The organism is Winogradskyella endarachnes (assembly GCF_009741275.1).
In the GTDB taxonomy this organism is placed as follows: domain Bacteria; phylum Bacteroidota; class Bacteroidia; order Flavobacteriales; family Flavobacteriaceae; genus Winogradskyella; species Winogradskyella endarachnes.
The window spans coordinates 618,280-638,352 of sequence record NZ_WOWS01000001.1; the positions used below are offsets into that span (position 1 = coordinate 618,280).

Below are 20,073 nucleotides of genomic sequence, written 5' to 3' on the forward strand. Positions count from 1 at the left end.
TTTAAGAAAATCATTAATTTATGGTGATTAAAATATAATACTTAACTAGATGAAATATTATGCTTAAAACTGCAGTAATTCACCCAACTATTATGGAAGTCCTTGCACGCTCTGGTCATTTTGCACAAGTTGTAATTGCTGACGGAAATTTACCTGTTGGCGCAATGACAGGTCCTAATTCCACAACAGTACATTTAAATTTTAGACCTGGATTATTAGACGCAATTACCGTATTAGAAGGTATTTTAGAAGTATGCCCAATACAAGGTGCTATTGTAATGGAGAAACCAGTTGAAGCAAATGCAGAAATACACCGAGCCTATAAGAAATTATTAGGTGATGTCACTTGGGAAGAAATGGAACGCTGGTCTTTTTACGACAAAATAAGAAACCCAAACACTACATTAATTATTCAAACAGGAGAACAACGTAGATTTGCTAATTTAATTTTAACCGTTGGTGTTGTTAAAATGGCAGAAGAAAGCAATTTTTAAAAGCAGAATAAAGATATTTTGTCTAAGACACATTTTAAATTTTATGTTCCTCTTTTTTTAATATTACTTATGTGTTATTGAAGATTTAAAAAATAATTTAGCTAGGATTTTCAATTCAATTTAAACAAATTAAAAAAACAAATAGACCTTTTAATACATTTATAAATACACTATATTTAAACAGCTTATAACCTCAAAATATTCTTTTTTTATGAATAAGTCTTTAATATTATTAACACTTTTAAGTTTTACTTTAATTACCAATTGTAAAGAAAATACTGAAACAGTTACAGAAATAGTGCCAGAGTCAATAGTATCAGATAATTCTAAAAAGGAATTAAAATTTACAAACGACCAATTCTATGATTCTGAAGGTAATTTTCTAAAAGAAAAAGCTAAAGATGCTTTAATTGAAATGTTAGAGTACCATAATTATCCTGTTTTTGATGGTTTAAGAGAAAAAATTTGGTTAACCGATTATAACCAAGGTAATTATGCAGAACTGGGATTAGCCTCTGTTATGTTTGTAAACAATACGGAAGATAAATATATGTTAATGGATATATTTCTACTACCAAATCAGATGCTAGGTGAGCATATGCATTTTGCCGCTGAAGGAAATCCTGCAAAAATGGAAGGTTGGCTTGTAAGACATGGTAAAAGTTATATTGCAGGTATTGGTATAAACAATCGTGATGAGTTTCCACAAGTTGTAGTACCAAAGGAACATTGGGATGGTAAGGTAACTACCAACCATATTATTGAAGCTAATGAAGGTGATTTTGCATCATTACAAAAAGTAGAATCTCCACATTGGCAAATGGCTGGTCCTGAAGGTGCTGTTATAACAGAGGTTGGTAATGTACATACTGGTTCTGGTGTATTGAGATCTGACCCAAAAATGAATTAAAAATCTAAACTTAAAAAACCTTTAATTCAATAAATCATATATTTACATCCCAACCCAATGATTAATTGAAAGTAAAACGATTATATTTTATAGATGCTGTTAGAGCGTTTGCCATCTTAATGATGCTACAAGGGCATTTTATAGATACACTACTCAACCCTATTTATAGAAATCAAAACCACTTAGCGTTTAATATTTGGGAGTACTTTAGAGGTATTACAGCACCAACATTTTTCACCATTTCTGGCCTCATTTTTTCGTATCTTCTGATAAGAGCTAAACAAACGGATTCTATAAATTACAGAATGCGAAAAGGCTTTATGCGAGGTTTAATGCTAATTGGTATTGGCTATATTTTACGAGTTCCTATTTTTGAATGGCTATTTGGGAAATTCAGCAGTTATTTTCTCATTGTTGATGTTCTACAGTGTATAGGCTTATCGCTTATTCTAATCGTTTTAGTATATCAAATAACCTTAAAGAAAACGTTATTATTTTCTATATTAATGTTGATATTGGGTGGTATCGTTTTTATGACAGAACCTTTATATCGTTTCTTGGAATTACCTGGTTTACCTATTGCCATTTCAAATTATTTATCAAAATCTAATGGGTCTGTATTTACCATAATTCCATGGTTTGGTTATGTAGCCTTTGGCGCTTTTATAGCCACTTTATTTTACCGTTATGTAGAACGCCCTAAATTTAAAATCGCTATTGTCTCTGGGTTTTTCCTTGTGGGAATTGCATTAATTTTTAAATCTTCTTACGTATTAATGAAACTTTATTATTGGTTAGATATTTCATTATTTAAAGAGGTAGCATATTACAATTATTTATATACCAGACTCGGGAATGTCTTAGTTTTGTTTTCTATATTTTATTTAGCAGAAAATTATATTAAACAGCCTTTAATCCTAAAAATAGGACAAAAGACACTTTCAATATATGTAATACATTTTATAATAATATATGGCAGTTTTACAGGACTAGGATTGCACCAAATTATAGGCAAATCCCTAACACCTTGGCAAGCCTTAATTGGTGCACTACTCTTTTTATCATTGGTTTGTTTTTTATCATTTCATTATGCAAAAACCAACGCCTTTGTATATTCTAATACACGAAAATTAATGGATAAAATTAAACGCTACACCAGCTAATTTAAATTATTAAAAGAATGAATTTAAAATACGATTTAAGCTTTTCTGACTTTTTAGAGTATCAGCTTTATTTTTCTTCAAAATCTAAAGTTCAACAGAAAAATCGTAAAAAATCAAGAATTATTGTTCCTATTATATATGCGGTTTTAATTCTAATCGCCATACTTATTGGCAACTATATTTTAGCAATTACTTTTGCTATAATTGCTATTATTTGGTATCTAATTCATCCTGTATATGCTAAGTACAGATATAAAAAGCATTTTGAAAACCATATAAAAGAAAATTACAAAAACAGAATAGATAAGGAAATCTCATTAACCTTTAATCAAAATTCTAGAGCTATAGAGGGAATTGAAGAAGGTACACAAAGCACAATAAATTATTCTGAATTTGATGTTTTAATTGAAATAAAAGAACACTTTTTCTTAAAGCTAAAATCTAATGTCTCGTTTATCATCCCCAAACGTGCAATTGATGACTTGAAAGGATTTAAAAAAATATTTACTGATATTAATATCGAGATAGTTGACCAAACCGATTGGATATGGAAATAAACAAAATTTTAATTATTATATTAAAATAATTGCTTTTGTCAACTAAATATAGAATTCTTATGAAAAGACTTATTGAAACATTTTATACCGCATTAAGCAATTCTGATGGAGAAACAATGATAAATTGCTACCATGATGATGTAGTTTTTGAGGATCCAGCATTTGGAGTTCTAAAAGGAGAACGTGCAAAATATATGTGGTTAATGCTTTGTGCCTCACAAAACGGAAAAGATTTTAAAGCAGAGTATTCTAATATAATTACTAATGAAAAAACAGGGTCTGCACATTGGGAAGCGTTCTATACTTTTAGTAAAACAGGCAATAAAGTTCACAATAAAATTGATGCTACTTTTGAGTTTAAAGATGGTTTAATAATAAAACATACCGATGTATTTAATTTACGCGATTGGGCAAAACAAGCTATGGGATTTAAGGGATTCTTGTTTGGAGGTATGTCTTTTTTTAAGAATAAACTTCAACTACAAACAAATTCATTATTAGATAAATTTATTACTAAAAAAAAGCAACCTAATTAATTAGATTGCTTTTTGTAACAATGTTTCTTTTTAGTGACTTATAGTTTACTTTATGTTTCATTGCATAATGTACACATCAATTGCTATGCCAAATTTCTTATTTAATTAGCTACTTAACTATTTTCCTTTACTTTACCAATTACATCTTTATAAAATGACCTCATAAAAGCAAAATCTGCTTCCATATTATCTGTTGGGTAAAATGGTTGTGAAACCATATTCTGCTTGTTTTTAAAATCGAAAGTAAACATAATAATAGGTACATTAGCTTGTTTTGCAATATAGTAAAACCCTGTTTTCCATTTATCTACTTTTTTCCTAGTACCTTCAGGAGAAAGTGCCAATCTAAACTCTTCTTTTCCTTCAAATAACTTAGCAATAGCCTCTACTTTATTTTGACCCGAAGTTCTATCTAATGCATGTCCTCCTACTGCTCTAAAATAGTAACCAAAAGGCCATGTAAACAATTCTTTTTTGCCAATAAAATTTGTTTTAAGTTGAGTTACTTTTCTCAGTAATAATGAAATATAAAAATCACTCCAACTTGTATGTGGCGCAGCAATAATTACAGCTTTCTTCACAGTGTCTTTAGAGAAATTGACATTTCCTACAACTTTCCATCCTAAAATATTGTAATAAATGAGTTTAGCTAGCCAGTGCATCTTACATCTTTTTGTAAAGCTGCAGAAGCTTTTCTCTAGTTATTATGGACTTCCAATTTTTACCGATAGCATTTTCCCAAAGTGGTTCTAAACTCAATGCCACGTCAATCATTTTATCAAATTGATAATCTTCTAAATCTGTACAAATACCTTGTGGAAGTTGAATGCTATGTTTGGCTTTCATTTTTTTAAATATGGCTACTCCTTCAGGATAATATTCTTCTAAATGATCAAAAACTATACAGTTACCTATACCATGTTTTATACCTAATAGGTAACCTAATCCATAACTCATTGCATGAGCAACACCTACTTGAGAATAGGCAATACTCATACCGCCATGCCATGAAGCCATCATTAATTTATCTTGAGCTTCTTCTGTTGATAAAGTATCTTCTAAAAAAATTTCTTTACAAAGCTCAAATGCTTTTTCACCATAACTCTGGCTAAAGGCGTTTAAAAACGTTCCATTTAGAGATTCTACACAATGTACAAAACAATCCATACCAGTGTAAAACCATTGATCTTTTGGAACATCCTTGGTTAATTCTGGATCTAAAATGACTTGATCAAAAGGTGTATAATCACTATTAATGCCTAACTTACGTTCAGGACCTGTTAAGATTGTAGTTCTGGATACTTCTGCACCAGTACCAGAAAGTGTTGGAATACCGACATGATAAATTGCAGGCTGCTTAATTAAATCCCAACCTTGATAGTCTTTAGATTCGCCTTTATTGGTTAGCATTAAAGCTACTGCTTTAGCAATATCTAAAACTATACCTCCACCAATACCAATTATACCAGATGGCAGTTCACTATGCTCTAAAATAATATCTTCTACTAACTGATCAACTTGCTCAGTTCTTGGCTCTTCTTTTGTAGGTACATAAATAATTTTGTCTTTGTAAGACAACGTAATTCTTGATGTTAACCAATGATTGCCTTTAAAAACATCATCAACATAAAATATAAATGGTGCATTTCTTCCATTGCGTTTTGGAGAAAGAATTTCATCGAGTTGATTGAAACTTCCACGTCCAAAAACAACTCTGGATACCATTGGATAATTTTTATATATCATTTACTTTATATCTTTAACAAAAATAACAACTTAGTTTATATTTATGGGTTATTTAAGTGAAATTGTATTCTATTATTAAATTGACCAACGTGGTAGCCATCTACCAATGCATGATTAACACTTACAGCAATTTGCATTTCTCTTTTTTTACCATTAATCTCCATTTTACTAAATGCTAATTTGGGTATAGAATCTTTTTGTCCATTAAAAGGTTCTTTATGACCTGTAAAGTTTACCCATGGTAACGATGAACAATGTATGCAGTCTATTGAATTTACAGGTGGAAACAATTCATTGGAATTAAAAACTCTTTCTTTTTCTTTTATAAAATTACCTTGAAATTTTAAAATATCCTCATCATAATTTATAAATGTAAAACCAAAAGTTTTATTAGGTCTTAGTATGGTTGGTGATGCATGTATAGTATTAAAAGCTACAACATCATTGTCTTTATTTATTCGGTATTTAAAGTTCTCTACCTCATTTACTGCTTTCATTGTAGCGTGCAAATACGTTACAAAAAACGAAACATTGTTTATACGAGAAAATTCATAGGCTTTAGTAACATCTACTTTAAAGGTAACCGCAAAATAAGGGTCCACAAATGTGTTAAAGAACTCAAAATGAGCTTTTCTATTCCAGGTGTTTTTATCTAATATTTTCAAATTCCTAATTAAAAAAGTCTAAAATTTCGGTTAATCTTTGTACTGTTTTATAATTGGAGCCATTTGCTTCTTTTTTAGTTACTTTTTCATGTGCCCAAGTAGTATGAAACGGTATATGAATTGCCTGAGCACCAATATTAACTAACGGTAAAACGTCAGATTTAAGAGAGTTTCCAACCATCAGAAAAGCTTCTGGTTCAATATCTAAATGTTTCAATAATTTGGAGTAATTCGCATCTTGTTTTTCGCTTAAAATTTCAATATGATGAAAATATTTTAACAACCCTGATTTTTCTAGTTTACGTTCCTGATCTAATAAATCTCCCTTTGTGGCTACAATTAATTTATAATCTTTAGATAATGTTTTTAGAACTTCATCTACACCATCTAACAATTCTATCGGTTTATTTATCATGTCTTTACCGATATTTAAAATTTCTAAAATAACATCATTAGATACTTTTCCGTTAGATAATTCTACAGCCAACTCTACGATAGATAACACAAAACCTTTTATACCATAACCATAAGTTGGTAGGTTTTTAATCTCCATTTTATAAAGCTCTTGATCTATTTTGTTTGGCGTTTCATACTGAGATAATAACTTACCTACAGCTTCTTCTGCTTCTCTAAAATAGGTTTCGTTTACCCAAAGTGTATCATCAGCATCGAAGCCAATAACTTTTATGTTTTTATAGTCTACTTCCATAATTTCTTTGCTCTTTCTAAATCTTCTGGTGTATCTATTTCTACCCCTTGTATAGTTGTTTCAACCATTTTAATTCTTTTACCATACTCTAAATACCTAATGCATTCAATTTTCTCTGAAGCCTCAAGAAATTGCATTGGTAAAATAGTAAAATCTAATAATGCTTCTTTTCTAAAGGCATAAATACCTTTGTGCTTAAAATAGCGAGCTCCTGCATTCTTATCTCTTGGAAATGGTATTGGACTACGTGAAAAATATAAAGCAAAATTCTGTTGGTCTACAATAACTTTTACGGTGTTAGGATTGTTTATTTCTTCCCAATCTTCTATCTCAACCATAAGAGAGGCTAAATCTATTTCTTTAGCTTTATCGTCCTTAAAAACATCAATGACTTTAGCTAAACTTTCGCGCTCGGTAAAAGGCTCGTCTCCTTGTACATTAATAACGATATCGCAATCTACATTAGCTACCGCTTCTGCAATTCTATCGCTTCCAGACTCATGTTCTGTTAAACTCATAATAGCTTTTCCGCCATTATCCACAATTTCTTTGTAAATGATATCACTATCAGTAACTACATAAACTTCACTAAATAATTCTGTTGCAACAGTAGCCTCATAAGTTCTTAGAATTACTGATTTTCCGGCTAAATTTTGCATTAACTTACCTGGAAATCGCGATGCACTATAACGTGCAGGAATCATGGAAATAATTTTCATCTCTATTACGTGTACTTGTGAATTTTCAAAAATAAGCTTTAAAATTGATATAAAACTTTCTAAGTTTATTAGAGTTACTAAGGTGCTTTTCTCTTAATTTTTTTATAGAATTTATAAATTAAATAAAAAATTAATAGAACAAGCAGAATAGCTACAATTGGTAAAAATATAGACATAACGGACATAACGATTGATGTTCCTGTTTCTACTGTAGAAATTATTGGATTTGCTATACCTGCTGTAGAAACTGTAGAACCTAACCTTGTTGTGCTCGCTGAGCTTTTTACTGCAGCTGCCGTTCCTCCTCCTGCTATTATAGCTAAAGCCCATGTAATTACAGGGCTTAAATCTGCAACTGTAGATACCATAACTGCCGTGCCAGCTAATGTTGCTAATGGAATTGCTATTGTATCTAATGCATTATCTATAACAGGAATATAATAAGCAACAATTTCTACTAAAGTTGCAATACCTAATGTAATAACCGCTGTTGTACTTCCTACCCACATCCAAGATTCATTAAGGTCCCAAACATTAAAATAAGCCGCTAAGCTTAATGCAAATAATGGTAAAAAAACTCTAAAACCTACTGAAGCTGAAAGTCCTATACCCAAAAATATACTAAGAATAGTTTCCATATTTAATTGTACTTACTCAATAGCCCAAAATCAAATGGTGTCCATAAACAAGATTTTAGACCACTATTTTTAAATCCTCTATTTACCCAACTGTTACATGTATTAAAACAAGAATAACTACCTAAAGCTTTATAAAAATCATCGTTAGATGAATATCCTTTATTTTTAAGTATTAATTTATTACCGATTTCATTAGTCTGAAATGAACTCTGCAAGAATATATTAAGTTTTTTTAATTCAAATTCACTAATTTTTATTTCAATCCAATTATTACCAAGTGATTTATACCTAGTAACATGCATTAATGTTGAACTTTTTAAAAACAATGCACTAAAAGCGTTACTAAACGTTAAATCACTCCATGATGGTGTATTGATGTAAAAATTCTCATCACCCCAACCAAACGCCAAATACTTATCAGAAGTATTATATTTAACTCCAACCAATATCTGGTTACTTAATTTTTCTTTTGGAATTATAACATCTAAATGAACACCATTTGTACTTAAATAAATTGAGACATCGTTATTAGCATTATACTTTCTATCAATTGTTATATATGTGAAAATAAGTGAAATAATAAAATATCCAATAGGAGCCAACAACAAGTAGAGTGTTCGTTTAAATATCTTTTTAATTACTTTCATTGTGGTTACTAAAATATAGAAAAAGATTAATCTTTTTCTATAAACATTTCATCTTTAAAGCCAATTAAATATAATTTTTCCTTAGCTCTTGTTACGGCAGTATATAACCAACGTATGTAATCTTTGTCCATTCCGTTAGGCAAATAAGGTTGCTCTACAAAAATGGTATTCCACTGTCCACCTTGAGATTTATGGCAAGTAATGGCGTAAGAAAATTTAACTTGCAAAGCATTAAAAAATTTATTGTTCTTTACGCCTAAAAAGCGTTTATATTTAGATGTTTCTTCTTCGTAATCTTTTAATACTTCTTGGTATAAACGATTAGACTCTTGGTAACTTAAAGATGCACTTTCAACGTCAATAGTATCAAGAAGCAACACTGTTTCAAAAGGTTTCATTCTAGGATAATCTACCATTTGTACTTTTACTTCGGCAAACCTAAAACCATATAATTCTTTTATGCTAAATATTTCTAGTACTTCAATAATATCTCCATTAGCAATAAATCCGGCTTCTGTTGTTGGTTTTATCCAAAAATAATTATTCTTTACTACCATTAAATAATCGCCTGCAGACAACTCACTTTCGTTAAATAAAATACGTTGTCTTATTTGCTGATTGTAAGCGTTTGCACGCTTATTACTTCTTACTATAATTGCCGTTTCCTCATAACCATCATTACTGTAAGCGTCATTAATGGCATCCATAATTTCGTAACCATCAATTAACCGCACACTATCTGTAAAACCATTTAAATCGAATTTAAAACTCTCGTAAAATTCAGATTTTAAAACAGCTCTAAGCTCTGTAGCATTACTTAAAATACCAGAATCTTGTTCTTGTCTTACCACTTCATCTAACTCTATACCAATAACATCTTTATTATAAGTTAAACTCAGTTTATTTTCATTTAGTGCTGGACTTAAATCTGACTTTACAGGTGGCAATTGTGCCTTATCTCCAATAAGTAGTAATTTGCATTCGTGACCAGAATACACATAACTCATTAAATCATCTAAAAGCGAGCTGCTCTCAAAAGATTTTGTATCAGAAGGCGTATCAGATATCATGGAAGCCTCATCTACAATAAAAATAGTGTTACGATGTTTGTTAGGTTGTATTACAAAATTTACACCACCACCTTTATCTTTTTTAGGAAAATAAATCTTTTTATGAATTGTAAACGCCTCTTTTTTAGAGTAGTTAGAAATCACCTTTGCAGCTCTACCTGTTGGTGCTAATAAAACAGCACTTTTTTTAGCTTGCCATAGATTAGAAACAATAGTACCTATTATACTTGTTTTTCCGGTTCCTGCATAGCCTTTTAATAAGTAAATAGCGTTTTTATTTTTATCAAAAATAAATTGAGATAACTGCATTAACACCATGTCTTGCTTAGAAGTTGGCGTAAATAGAAATTTAGATTTTAATAACGAATAAAATGCAGAAGCATTAGAAATCATAGTGAAAAAATATGATGTGCAAGATAGTAATAATCTCAATTTTGAATGTCAAAAAAATATTTACTTATTTTTTTATTTAGATAGTTTTTAGCAACAAAAAAAAATTGTAGATTTGCGTTAGACCTAATTAATAAAAACTTTTATATGATAATTCTAGCAATTGTATTGATTATAATTTTAACCATAGGAATTGTATGGTTAATTGACAAGTTCGTACCAAAAAAAATTAAACCTTTTCTTAATATAATTCTTTGGGCATTAATTATTTTCTTAGGTTATAAGACGTATATGTCCGTTTATAAAGAGATTCAATTTAACCAATTAAAAAAGGAACGTTTTTCTATAGTAATTGATAAATTAATTGATATTAGAGATTCTCAGTTAGCCTATAAAGATGTAAATGGAACCTATACAGATAGTTTTGATAAACTTATCGATTTTGTAGAAAACGGACAAGTGCCAATTACACAAAGACGTGATACCTTGGTTTTAGATGAAGAAAGAACAAGAGCTTTTGGTGGTGTAGAAACTATGAAAACATTAACTCTAATTGACACCTTAGATTATTGGAATTTAAAAGATTCTATTTTTAAAGGTAGTGATAGATACAAAAAAATGATGGACGTAGGAATAGGTAAAGAAGGTGCTAAATTTACATTAAAAGCTGGTAAACTAGATGAATTCCCTGTATTTGAGGCTAGTGTAGATAAAGCTGTGGTCTTAGCTGATCAAGAACCATATCTAGTTGAGAAAGAAAAACAAGTAGTTTCTGTAGATGGTGTAAACGGACCAACGTTAATTGTTGGATCTATGGATGAAGTGTTCACTAAAGGAAACTGGCCTAAGAGTTACACAAACAAAGAATAGTTTGAAAACAAACGATATTAAAGAGTTGTCCATTCAAATTAATTTGAATGGGCTTTCTTTTTGTATACTAAACAGAACTTCAAATGAAGTTGAATTTCTTAAAACTATAGATTTTGAACAGAAACAAATGCCAGATGCTGTTCTTAACCATCTAAAAACAGAATTAAGTACCAATACTGCTTTTTCTGAAGACTTTAATGATGTATTAGTAATACACCAAAACGAGCTTTCTACACTAGTACCAGAAGCACTTTTTAATTCAGAAAGTAAAGCAGATTATTTAAAATTTAATTCTAAAATTCTTAGAAACGATTTTATTACAGAAGATAGAATTGCCATAAATAATAGTGTAAATGTTTATGTACCTTACGTAAATATTAATAATTATATTTTTGAAACTTTTGGTGCGTTTGTATACAAACACTCCTCTAGTATACTTATTGATTCATTTATTCAAACTCCAGAATCAATTACTGAAGAGCCAATAGTTTATATTAACGTAAATAAAAATACATTAGAACTTTTAGTTTTAAAAAATGGCAAGCTTCAATTATATAATGTTTTTGAATACCATAGTAAAGAAGATTTTATTTATTATGTCTTATTTGTATTTGAGCAATTAAAATTAGACGTAGAATCTACTCAGGTTCTGCTAAGTGGTAGCATTGTAATTGGGGACGAAAATTTTGTGATGCTTTATCTATATATTAGACACGTTACATTTATAGATAAAACCTATAAATTTAATATTGTAGCAGAAACAGACAGACGATATTTGCACCAACATTATGTAATCTTAAATTCTTTTTAATGCGTATAATATCGGGTTTGTATAAAGGCAGGCGCATCACGGCTCCTAAAAAATTACCTGTAAGGCCAACTACAGATATGGCTAAGGAAGCACTTTTTAATATTATTAATAATCATTACTATTTTGATGATATATCTGTACTAGACTTATTCTCTGGTACTGGCAATATAAGTTATGAATTTGCTTCTAGAGGAACTGAACAAATAACATCAGTAGACGCAAATTTTGGTTGTATTAAATTTATAAATGAAACCGCAGAGGCTTTTGATATGAATATTACAACTATTAAAAGTGATGTATTTAAATTTCTTGAAAAATTAAAACAAAAACACACTATTATATTTGCTGATCCGCCTTATGACTTTGAATTGGATACTTTTTCTAAAATTCCGGAATTAGTTTTTAAAAATGAATTACTAGAAGACACTGGTTTATTAATTGTAGAACACTCTAAACACACAGACTTAAGCCATTTAGAACATTTTTCATATTCTAAAAGTTATGGCGGAAATATGTTTAGTTTTTTTGAATAAATTAAGAACTAAAAGACAACATAAATAATAAAAACAAAGCTTCATGAATTAACATGAAGCTTGTTTAGTTAAGCAAATCTATAAGCCGAATTCTGTACTCAAAAGAGCCCTTATCATTTATCTACGTTTATTATTACTAATAAACTTTAGCTGCCTACCCTCTAACAATCGCGCGTGCACGCTCAAACGTTAGTTTACATGACATTGCACCACATAGAGTTTACCTGATTTCACTACAGCATTACCTGTACATTCTTTCTGTTGCACTTTTCCTCATCTTACGATGGATGGCTGTTAACCACTATGATTGCACTATGGTGTTCGGACTTTCCTACCTTGTGCTGAACTTGTTTCAGTATTTAGATCGATAAGGCGATTTACTTGCCGCAAAAGTACACAAATTGTTAATAACTCATACTAATTTTTAACCTCTTAGAATTCGCTATTTATAGGTTATTCTTAAATTTGTAATTCAGTATATTTTTAATGGAACACTTTGTAGTATCGGCTCGTAAATACAGACCACAAACCTTTAAGGATGTTGTAGGTCAGCAAGCTATTACAAATACTTTACTAAATGCCATTGAAAACAATCACTTAGCACAAGCTTTACTATTTACAGGTCCAAGAGGTGTTGGTAAGACAACATGTGCTCGTATTTTGGCTAAAATGATAAATAGTGATGGAGATACTAAAGAAGACGAAGATTTTGCGTTTAATATTTTTGAGCTGGATGCAGCTTCTAACAATTCTGTTGATGATATTAGAAGTCTAACGGATCAAGTAAGGATTCCTCCTCAAGTAGGTAAATACAAAGTTTACATTATTGATGAGGTACACATGTTGTCTCAAGCAGCCTTTAATGCTTTTTTAAAAACATTAGAAGAGCCACCAAAGCACTGTATTTTTATTTTAGCAACGACAGAAAAACATAAAATTATTCCAACCATTTTATCGCGTTGTCAAATTTTCGATTTTAAAAGAATCACGGTCTCTGATGCTAAAGAGTATTTAAAATACATAGCAAAAGAACAAGGTATTACAGCTGAAGATGATGCTTTACATATCATTGCCCAAAAAGCAGATGGTGCCATGAGAGACGCACTTTCTATTTTTGATCGTGTGGTTAGTTTTTCTGGGAAAAACCTAACAAGACAAGCAGTTACTGAAAATTTAAATGTATTAGACTACGAAACGTATTTTACAAGTACAGATTTAATTTTAGAAAATAAAATTCCAGATTTATTAATACAATTTAATTCAATTCTGTCTAAAGGATTTGATGGCCATCATTACATTGCTGGTTTAGCCTCGCATTTTAGAGATTTAATGGTCTGTAAAAATCCATCAACTATTCCGCTGTTAGAAGTCGGAGAAGATACAAGTTTAAAATACCAAGAACAATCGCTAAAAACCACACACACCTTTCTTATGGAAGGCATTAGACTTGCTAATGACTGCGATTTAAAATATAAAACTAGTAAGAATCAACGTCTACTTGTTGAGTTAACCCTTATGCAACTTGCCTCTATCACTTTTGATGGAGAAAAAAAAAATTCTAAGTACTTCATAATTCCGCCTTCGTACTTTAAAGCGAGAGGCATTACACCTATTACTGTTTCAAAACTAAAAACTGACGTAAAACCAGTTGAAAATAAAAACGTTTCTAGTACTAAAGAAAAACCTGAAGAAAAAATTGCAACAATTCCTAAACCTGCAATTCCTAAAATATCAATTAATAAACCTAAATCTTCTACGTCTGGTTTATCATTAAAAAGTATTAGAGAAAAAAAGGAACATCAACTACGCCAAATGGATGTAGTAATAGATGAAGAAGATTTACCTAAAGAAGCTGTTACCCAAGAAGCTCTCGATGAAGCTTGGCAAATGTATACAGCACAAATGGATAAAAAAGGTGAAAAAATTATGGCATCTATTTTACAAATGGATCAACCAAAATTAAAAGGTACAACCATTTATCTCACTTATTCTAATAATACCAATAAAATAGAATTAGAACGTGCGGAATTTCCGCTAATGGCATTTTTAAAGAAGAAATTACTTAATTACGATTTAAAATTAGATATTACCGTTAACGAAGAAATTGCAAAAAAATACGCTTTTACACCATTAGAGAAATACGAAAAGTTAAAAGAAAAAAATCCAAACATAGAAATCTTAAGACAAACGTTTGGGTTGGATATTTAAAACCTGATATAATGAAACAGTTAATCTTACTTTTATTAATAATAGGAATTGGTTTTTCTAGCTGTGATGGTAGAAAAACTCAAAATCAAGCACTTTCTGATAGTATTGAAGAATTTAAAAAAACAGTAAATTTTGAAACTAATGTTTATGTACCTAAAACATATATAGAACAAGACGTAGATACTACTATGAGTAACGGTTTTAGAGTAAAAATTAAAACCTACACTGATTTATCTAATTCGGTGCGTTTTTCAAAAATAAAAGACACGGTTAATTACCAAACACATTATAGAAATTTTAAATTTGACATCACTGTTTTAAAAGATGATAAAGAAATATATAAAGAGAGTTTTAACAAACAAAAAATTAACACTGTTTTTAATTACAAAACTGATTTACCAATTGGTGCTAACTTGTATAATTTTAATAAACTCGCCACTTTAAAATCTATTAATCTAAATGATGACCCTTCTTTTACCAACATGGTATTAATAGACATTATTTACGGTATACCTGAATCTAAAAAATCTTCGTCTCACAGGTTGTTTATTGATGAAAACGGAAAATCTCACAGTGTACAATTATAAATAAAATAAGTATGTTAGGATTAAAATTACCAACGGACCCAAGATGGGTGAATATCGTAGAAAAAAATATTGAAGATATTTTAACTGATCATGCTTACTGTGAGCAAAAAGCTGCAAGTACAGCCATTTCATTAATTGTAGGATTTCCTGAATACACAGAACTTGTTCAAGAAATGATTGAATTAGTGAATGAAGAAATGAGTCATTTTAAAATGGTGCACGATAGAATCTTAGAAAAAGGATGGACGTTAGGAAGAGATCGAAAAGACGATTATGTTATTGCACTAATAAAGTTCTTTCCTAAAGGAGGTAGTAGAACAACACAATTAGTGCATAGACTATTGTATGCGGCATTAATTGAAGCCAGAAGTTGTGAGCGCTTTAGACTATTATCTGAACAACTTGAGGATAAAAAACTGGCTAAATTCTATAGAAAATTAATGATTAGTGAAGCAGGACATTATACCATGTTTTTAAATTTTGCCAGAAAATATGGAGATCGTAAAGAAGTAGATGCTAAGTGGGATGCTTTACTAAACTATGAGGCCGAGATTATTAAATCTCTTGGTAATAAAGAAACTATACATGGCTAAATAAAAAAAGCCTTAACTTTTTAAGTTAAGGCTTTTTTTTATGGAAACTAGTCTCTCTTTATTTATAGTTTCATACCAAAACCAAATTGTAGAACACTATTTTTAGCTTCTAAATTTGTTAAATCATGGTCTATAACATTAGTTAAACCATAAGCTGCTCTTGCGTCTATAAATAATTCGTCGGTTATCATAAATTCTATACCTACAACACCTGAAACCGCAAATGTAGCAAACCCATCATAATCATTCCATGTTTTTAAACTAGGTTGTGGCCCTACCAATAAAGCAAATCGGTCTGAAAACGAAATATTAAGTAATAAAGGTAAATGCAAATAATTTGCTCTTAATTCTTCAGCTTTTCCACCTTCTGCAGACCATTGCAACTCTGTTCTAAGAGCAAATTTCTCATTAAACTCAAAATCCACAAATCCGGCAAAAGCAAAACCATTTCTATGCTGATTTTTGAAGTCAGCGTCTGGGTCAAAATCTAAATTTGATACATTTATTGCACCTCTAACACCATAAAAAATGTCTTGAGCCATTACAAAACTTGTGAATGAAGCGAAAATTAAAAGAAATAAATATTTTTTCATAATTAGTTATTAAAGAAAGCTAAGATAAATTAATTTCTATATTTTGAGTGTGTAATAAGGAAAAATCAGATAAACTACATAAATTAATTAGTTTTTCTAAATAACAACACTAGATACAGTTTCATAATACATACTTTTTATTATACCATCAGATAAACCAATTTTTGGCACATAGATATCCTTTGCGCCACTCCATTTCATAGCAGAGAGATATATTCTTGTTGCAGGTATAATTACATCAGCTCTATCTTGATTAAGGTTTAATTTAGTTATTCGTTCTTCGTAAGAATAATTTTGAAGCGTTTTATAATAACTTGTTAAATAAAAATAAGTTAATGGCTTTCCTGCATCTTTACCAGAAATTTTAAAAATTTTATTGATATTTCCACCAGAACCTATTAATTCAATTTTATCATATGTTTTGGTGTTCTCTTTAATCCAACTTTCTAAGTCTAACCAAGTTTCATGTTTTACAATATCATTTAGCAATCTTACAGTACCAATTTTAAAAGACCTAGACAGTTTTTTATCACCATTATGAATAATAGAAAATTCCGTACTTCCTCCTCCAACATCAACATACAAATATGTTTTATTAGGATTTATAAAGGATTTCAAATCTGTTGCGGCTATTATTGCGGCTTCTTCTTCTCCATCTATAACCTCTATATTAATACCACAAGTTTCAAAAACCTTCTTGGTTAAGGGCTCACTGTTTTTTGCTTCTCGCATGGCAGAAGTAGCACATGCTTTATATCTAACCACACCATGAGATTTTATAATTAGACTAAAGGCCTTCATGGTATCTAACATTCGGTTTTGGTTGTATTCTGATATCTCTCCTTTTAAAAAAACATCTGCACCCAATCTAATTGGTACTCTAACGAGGGAATTTTTTTTAAAAATCACAGGTTCATCGTCCTGCTCTATAATATTTGAAATTAATAATCTTACAGCATTAGACCCAATATCAATGGCCGCATATTTCTGTATCTTCAACATAACTATCCTTCTAATTTATTTAAATAGTACTCATAAGTATGAAATTGAGCTCTTATTTTTGGCTTATTATTTCGTCGGTAACTATTATCTTGCGTTGCATTAATTATTCTTGATTTAACATTATCATTCCAACATATATTATACAATTGTTGAAGTTCTTGTTTAATTTCTTCATCATAAATAGGGCAACTTACTTCTACTCTATTATCTATATTACGTGTCATCCAATCTGCAGAAGAAATAAATATTTTTGGATTTTGATTATTAGAAAAAATATACAAACGTGTATGTTCTAAAAACTTATCTATTATACTAATAATTTCAATATTTTCGCTCATTCCTTTAATGCCTGGCACCAAGCAACAAAGTCCTCTAACTATCATCTGAATTTTGACACCCGCTCTACTCGCTTCATACAATTTGTCAATCATTTTGTAGCTACTTATGCTATTTATTTTTAACTTAATAAATGCTGGTTGACCTTTTTTTGCAGCTTCAATTTCGTTATCGATTAATGCAAAAATCTTAGATTTAGTATAATGTGGTGACGTAATAATGTGTTTATATCTATTTACCTTGTAATTAACTTCTAAAAAATTAAAAACTTTATAAACGTCTTTTAAGATTTTAGGGTTAGCCGTCATTAAGGTAAAATCGGTATAAATTTTTGCAGTAGACTCATTAAAGTTTCCGGTACTAATAAATCCGTAACGTACTAATTTATCATTTTCTTTGCGTTCTATGACACACATTTTAGCATGTACTTTTAGACCTGTTACACCAAAAAGCATATTTACACCTTCATCTTGCATTTGCTCTGCATAATTAATATTTGCTTCCTCATCAAAACGTGCTCTAAGCTCAATAGATACTGTTACTTTTTTACCATTTTTTGCGGCATTGATTAAAGAACTTGCAACATGAGAAATTTGAGCTAATCTGTATATAGTAATTTTTATGGTTTTTACTTTTGGGTCTAAGGCAGCTTCTCTTAAAAACTTTACGACGTAAGAAAATGTATGATATGGTGTATAAATTAGATAATCTTTTTTTGCGATTGTTTTAAAAATACTATCTTCTAAACTAAGTCCTTTAACAGGCAAGGGATTTATTTTACTATATAATAAATCTGTTCTTCCTAAACTAGGAAAGCTCATGTAATCACGTCTGTTGTGATAACGTCCACCAGGTATAATGCTTTCTTTCTCATCAATACCCATTTTAGATAATAAGAAATTAAGAGTTTCTTGATCTATATTTTTATCATAAACAAAACGAACAGGTGCACCACTTTTTCTATCCTTAACACTCTCAGATAATTTATCTATAAAACTTTTACTTAAATCACTATCAAAATCTAGCTCACCATCTCTGGTAATTTTAATCATATGTGCACATATAGTATCGTAACTAAATATGTTAAATATATCATCTAAACAATATCTAAGAATATCATCTAACATAATAATATAGTTCTTATCATCGATTTTAGGCAAAACGACAAACCTATCCATTGCAGAAGATATCTCAATTAACGCTAACTGGTCTTTAGCATTAGTACTGCTCATTTTCACTGTTAAATAAGCAGAAATATCTTTAAGTTCTGGCAAACCTACATCTTCATTTAGCATAATAACTACCAATGCTGGACTAATTTCTTGATAGAAATAATTCTTAACAAATTCATGATAATCATCCTTTATCTGCGACTCATTTATAACGTGAATATTTTCTTGCTGTAACTGAGCTTCTATGCTATCCAATATCTTACCACTATTAATTTGCTGTTGTATTACAATTTCCGTAATTTTTTCTAACAAATCACCTGCCTTAATCCCACCAAGTTCGCTTTTACCACCTTTACCAGCTTCGTATATTCGTTTGACTGTAGCGTATCTAACTTTGAAAAATTCATCTAAATTGTTAGAAAAAATACCTAAAAAGCGAAGACGTTCTATTAAAGGAACTTCTGTATCAGCTGCTTCTTGCAATACACGCTCATTAAATTTTAACCAACTTAATTCTCTGTTGATGTATATATTTTTTTCTTTTATCATTTTCTTAATTCCTTAGGAATAATAACAAATTCTGTAGTTCCTTTATTTAAATCTGTCCAAGTATTAATTTCAAAATTCAACCTTACTAATCCACTAGTAGGAAGATTATCTATTAATACATCACCAAATATATTAGAAATTGATGTGAATGCATGGTTGTGTCCAAAAATCATAACATCATCAATAGTATTTGGCAATTTTTTGATAAAATCTATGACATTTCTACCGTCAAAATCATATAATTCTTCGTTTATTGAAATTTCATTTTTGCTTATTTTCAACAATTCTGTAAAAATTTCGCAAGTATTTAATGCTCTTCTTGCTGGACTAGAATAGATTTTACCAACACAGCCTTTCAATCTAACAAACTCATTTGCAACTAGTTTTGCATCATCAACACCTCTTTTTTGTAATGGTCTTTCTCGGTCAATAACGTCGTATTTCCACGACGATTTTCCATGTCTAATTAATGTAATACTTTTCATACAATTACGATAAAATGCAAATTTTACCGATTAAATGTTGTACATGTCCATTATATCGAGTAAATTGCCGACTTAACATCAAAGTTTGTT

23 protein-coding genes and 1 other RNA gene are annotated in these 20,073 nt (G+C 29.9%); 11 read left to right on the forward strand and 13 right to left on the reverse strand.

From position 1 onward, the window contains the following. Positions 1-59 precede the first annotated feature (59 nt). From GN138_RS02750 to GN138_RS02770, 5 genes are all read left to right on the forward strand, one after another. A complete protein-coding gene (locus GN138_RS02750) occupies positions 60-494 on the forward strand; it encodes an RbsD/FucU domain-containing protein (protein ID WP_157361893.1) in 435 nt (144 codons plus the stop codon). Positions 495-705: 211 nt separating this feature from the next. Next, positions 706-1,404, forward strand: coding sequence for a cupin domain-containing protein (locus tag GN138_RS02755; RefSeq protein WP_157361895.1), 699 nt, complete (start codon positions 706-708; stop codon positions 1,402-1,404). A gap of 65 nt (positions 1,405-1,469) precedes the next feature. Then, the gene (locus tag GN138_RS02760) at positions 1,470-2,567 is read left to right on the forward strand and encodes a heparan-alpha-glucosaminide N-acetyltransferase domain-containing protein (RefSeq protein WP_157361897.1); all 1,098 of its coding nucleotides are present in this window, start codon (positions 1,470-1,472) and stop codon (positions 2,565-2,567) included. Between the two features lie 17 nt (positions 2,568-2,584). Next, positions 2,585-3,124, forward strand: coding sequence for a YcxB family protein (locus GN138_RS02765; RefSeq protein ID WP_157361899.1), 540 nt, complete (start codon positions 2,585-2,587; stop codon positions 3,122-3,124). A gap of 59 nt (positions 3,125-3,183) precedes the next feature. Further along, entirely contained in the window at positions 3,184-3,660 is a 477-nt protein-coding gene (locus tag GN138_RS02770) for a nuclear transport factor 2 family protein (protein WP_157361901.1), read from the forward strand. A gap of 113 nt (positions 3,661-3,773) precedes the next feature. Here the strand turns inward: GN138_RS02770 and GN138_RS02775 are convergent, their stop codons facing one another. The 8 genes from GN138_RS02775 to GN138_RS02810 form a co-directional block, all read right to left on the reverse strand. Next, positions 3,774-4,322 (reverse strand): 1-acyl-sn-glycerol-3-phosphate acyltransferase, encoded by a 549-nt coding sequence (locus GN138_RS02775; RefSeq protein WP_157361903.1) that lies wholly within the window; start codon positions 4,320-4,322, stop codon positions 3,774-3,776. A 1-nt stretch (position 4,323) separates the two neighbouring features. After that, a complete protein-coding gene (locus tag GN138_RS02780) occupies positions 4,324-5,385 on the reverse strand; it encodes an iron-containing alcohol dehydrogenase family protein (RefSeq protein ID WP_157362636.1) in 1,062 nt (353 codons plus the stop codon). Positions 5,386-5,447: 62 nt separating this feature from the next. Continuing rightward, positions 5,448-6,071 carry a CatA-like O-acetyltransferase gene (locus GN138_RS02785; protein WP_157361905.1) on the reverse strand — a complete coding sequence of 208 codons (624 nt, stop codon included), beginning with the start codon at positions 6,069-6,071 and terminating at the stop codon, positions 5,448-5,450. Between the two features lie 4 nt (positions 6,072-6,075). Beyond that, positions 6,076-6,780, reverse strand: coding sequence for an HAD family hydrolase (locus GN138_RS02790; protein ID WP_157361908.1), 705 nt, complete (start codon positions 6,778-6,780; stop codon positions 6,076-6,078). Next, positions 6,771-7,499: a 3-deoxy-manno-octulosonate cytidylyltransferase gene (gene kdsB, locus GN138_RS02795; protein WP_157361910.1), complete on the reverse strand. Its 729-nt coding sequence runs from the start codon at positions 7,497-7,499 to the stop codon at positions 6,771-6,773. Before kdsB ends, GN138_RS02790 begins: the two co-directional genes overlap by 10 nt. A gap of 77 nt (positions 7,500-7,576) precedes the next feature. After that, positions 7,577-8,137 (reverse strand): DUF4126 domain-containing protein, encoded by a 561-nt coding sequence (locus tag GN138_RS02800; protein WP_157361912.1) that lies wholly within the window; start codon positions 8,135-8,137, stop codon positions 7,577-7,579. 2 nt (positions 8,138-8,139) lie between these two features. Next, entirely contained in the window at positions 8,140-8,784 is a 645-nt protein-coding gene (locus tag GN138_RS02805) for a DUF2459 domain-containing protein (RefSeq protein WP_157361913.1), read from the reverse strand. Positions 8,785-8,810: 26 nt separating this feature from the next. Beyond that, complete coding sequence (locus GN138_RS02810; protein ID WP_157362637.1) at positions 8,811-10,247, reverse strand: ATP-dependent DNA helicase; 1,437 nt, start codon at positions 10,245-10,247, stop codon at positions 8,811-8,813. Positions 10,248-10,391: 144 nt separating this feature from the next. On the opposite strand from GN138_RS02810, the gene GN138_RS02815 reads away from it, so the two are divergent. The 3 genes from GN138_RS02815 to rsmD are packed head-to-tail and all read left to right on the forward strand — an operon-like array spanning position 10,392 to position 12,458. Beyond that, complete coding sequence (locus tag GN138_RS02815; RefSeq protein ID WP_157361916.1) at positions 10,392-11,114, forward strand: hypothetical protein; 723 nt, start codon at positions 10,392-10,394, stop codon at positions 11,112-11,114. Position 11,115: 1 nt separating this feature from the next. After that, entirely contained in the window at positions 11,116-11,925 is an 810-nt protein-coding gene (locus GN138_RS02820; protein WP_157361918.1) for a DUF3822 family protein, read from the forward strand. Continuing rightward, positions 11,925-12,458, forward strand: a complete 534-nt coding sequence (gene rsmD / locus GN138_RS02825; RefSeq protein ID WP_157361920.1) for a 16S rRNA (guanine(966)-N(2))-methyltransferase RsmD — start codon at positions 11,925-11,927, stop codon at positions 12,456-12,458. Before GN138_RS02820 ends, rsmD begins: the two co-directional genes overlap by 1 nt. Before the next feature lie 65 nt (positions 12,459-12,523). On the opposite strand, the gene rnpB is transcribed toward rsmD, so the two are convergent. Continuing rightward, positions 12,524-12,842: RNase P RNA component class A (gene rnpB / locus GN138_RS02830), an RNA gene on the reverse strand. Positions 12,843-12,944: 102 nt separating this feature from the next. Here rnpB and dnaX point away from each other — a divergent pair. From dnaX to miaE, 3 genes are read left to right on the forward strand one after another with little or no spacing between them, the layout of a single operon-like run. Beyond that, positions 12,945-14,666: a DNA polymerase III subunit gamma/tau gene (dnaX, locus tag GN138_RS02835; RefSeq protein WP_157361921.1), complete on the forward strand. Its 1,722-nt coding sequence runs from the start codon at positions 12,945-12,947 to the stop codon at positions 14,664-14,666. An 11-nt stretch (positions 14,667-14,677) separates the two neighbouring features. Then, positions 14,678-15,253, forward strand: a complete 576-nt coding sequence (locus tag GN138_RS02840; protein ID WP_157361923.1) for a hypothetical protein — start codon at positions 14,678-14,680, stop codon at positions 15,251-15,253. A gap of 11 nt (positions 15,254-15,264) precedes the next feature. Next, complete coding sequence (gene miaE, locus GN138_RS02845) at positions 15,265-15,846, forward strand: tRNA-(ms[2]io[6]A)-hydroxylase (RefSeq protein WP_157361925.1); 582 nt, start codon at positions 15,265-15,267, stop codon at positions 15,844-15,846. Between the two features lie 62 nt (positions 15,847-15,908). Here miaE and GN138_RS02850 read toward each other — a convergent pair whose 3' ends face one another. From GN138_RS02850 to GN138_RS02865, 4 genes are all read right to left on the reverse strand, one after another. After that, a complete protein-coding gene (locus tag GN138_RS02850) occupies positions 15,909-16,439 on the reverse strand; it encodes a porin family protein (RefSeq protein ID WP_157361927.1) in 531 nt (176 codons plus the stop codon). Between the two features lie 96 nt (positions 16,440-16,535). Further along, complete coding sequence (locus GN138_RS02855) at positions 16,536-17,441, reverse strand: Ppx/GppA phosphatase family protein (RefSeq protein ID WP_157361929.1); 906 nt, start codon at positions 17,439-17,441, stop codon at positions 16,536-16,538. Positions 17,442-17,443: 2 nt separating this feature from the next. Further along, positions 17,444-19,498 (reverse strand): polyphosphate kinase 1, encoded by a 2,055-nt coding sequence (ppk1, locus tag GN138_RS02860; protein WP_157361931.1) that lies wholly within the window; start codon positions 19,496-19,498, stop codon positions 17,444-17,446. Then, positions 19,495-19,983: a SixA phosphatase family protein gene (locus tag GN138_RS02865; RefSeq protein ID WP_157361933.1), complete on the reverse strand. Its 489-nt coding sequence runs from the start codon at positions 19,981-19,983 to the stop codon at positions 19,495-19,497. The genes ppk1 and GN138_RS02865 overlap by 4 nt, the downstream gene beginning before the upstream one ends. Between the last annotated feature and the right edge of the window lie 90 nt (positions 19,984-20,073).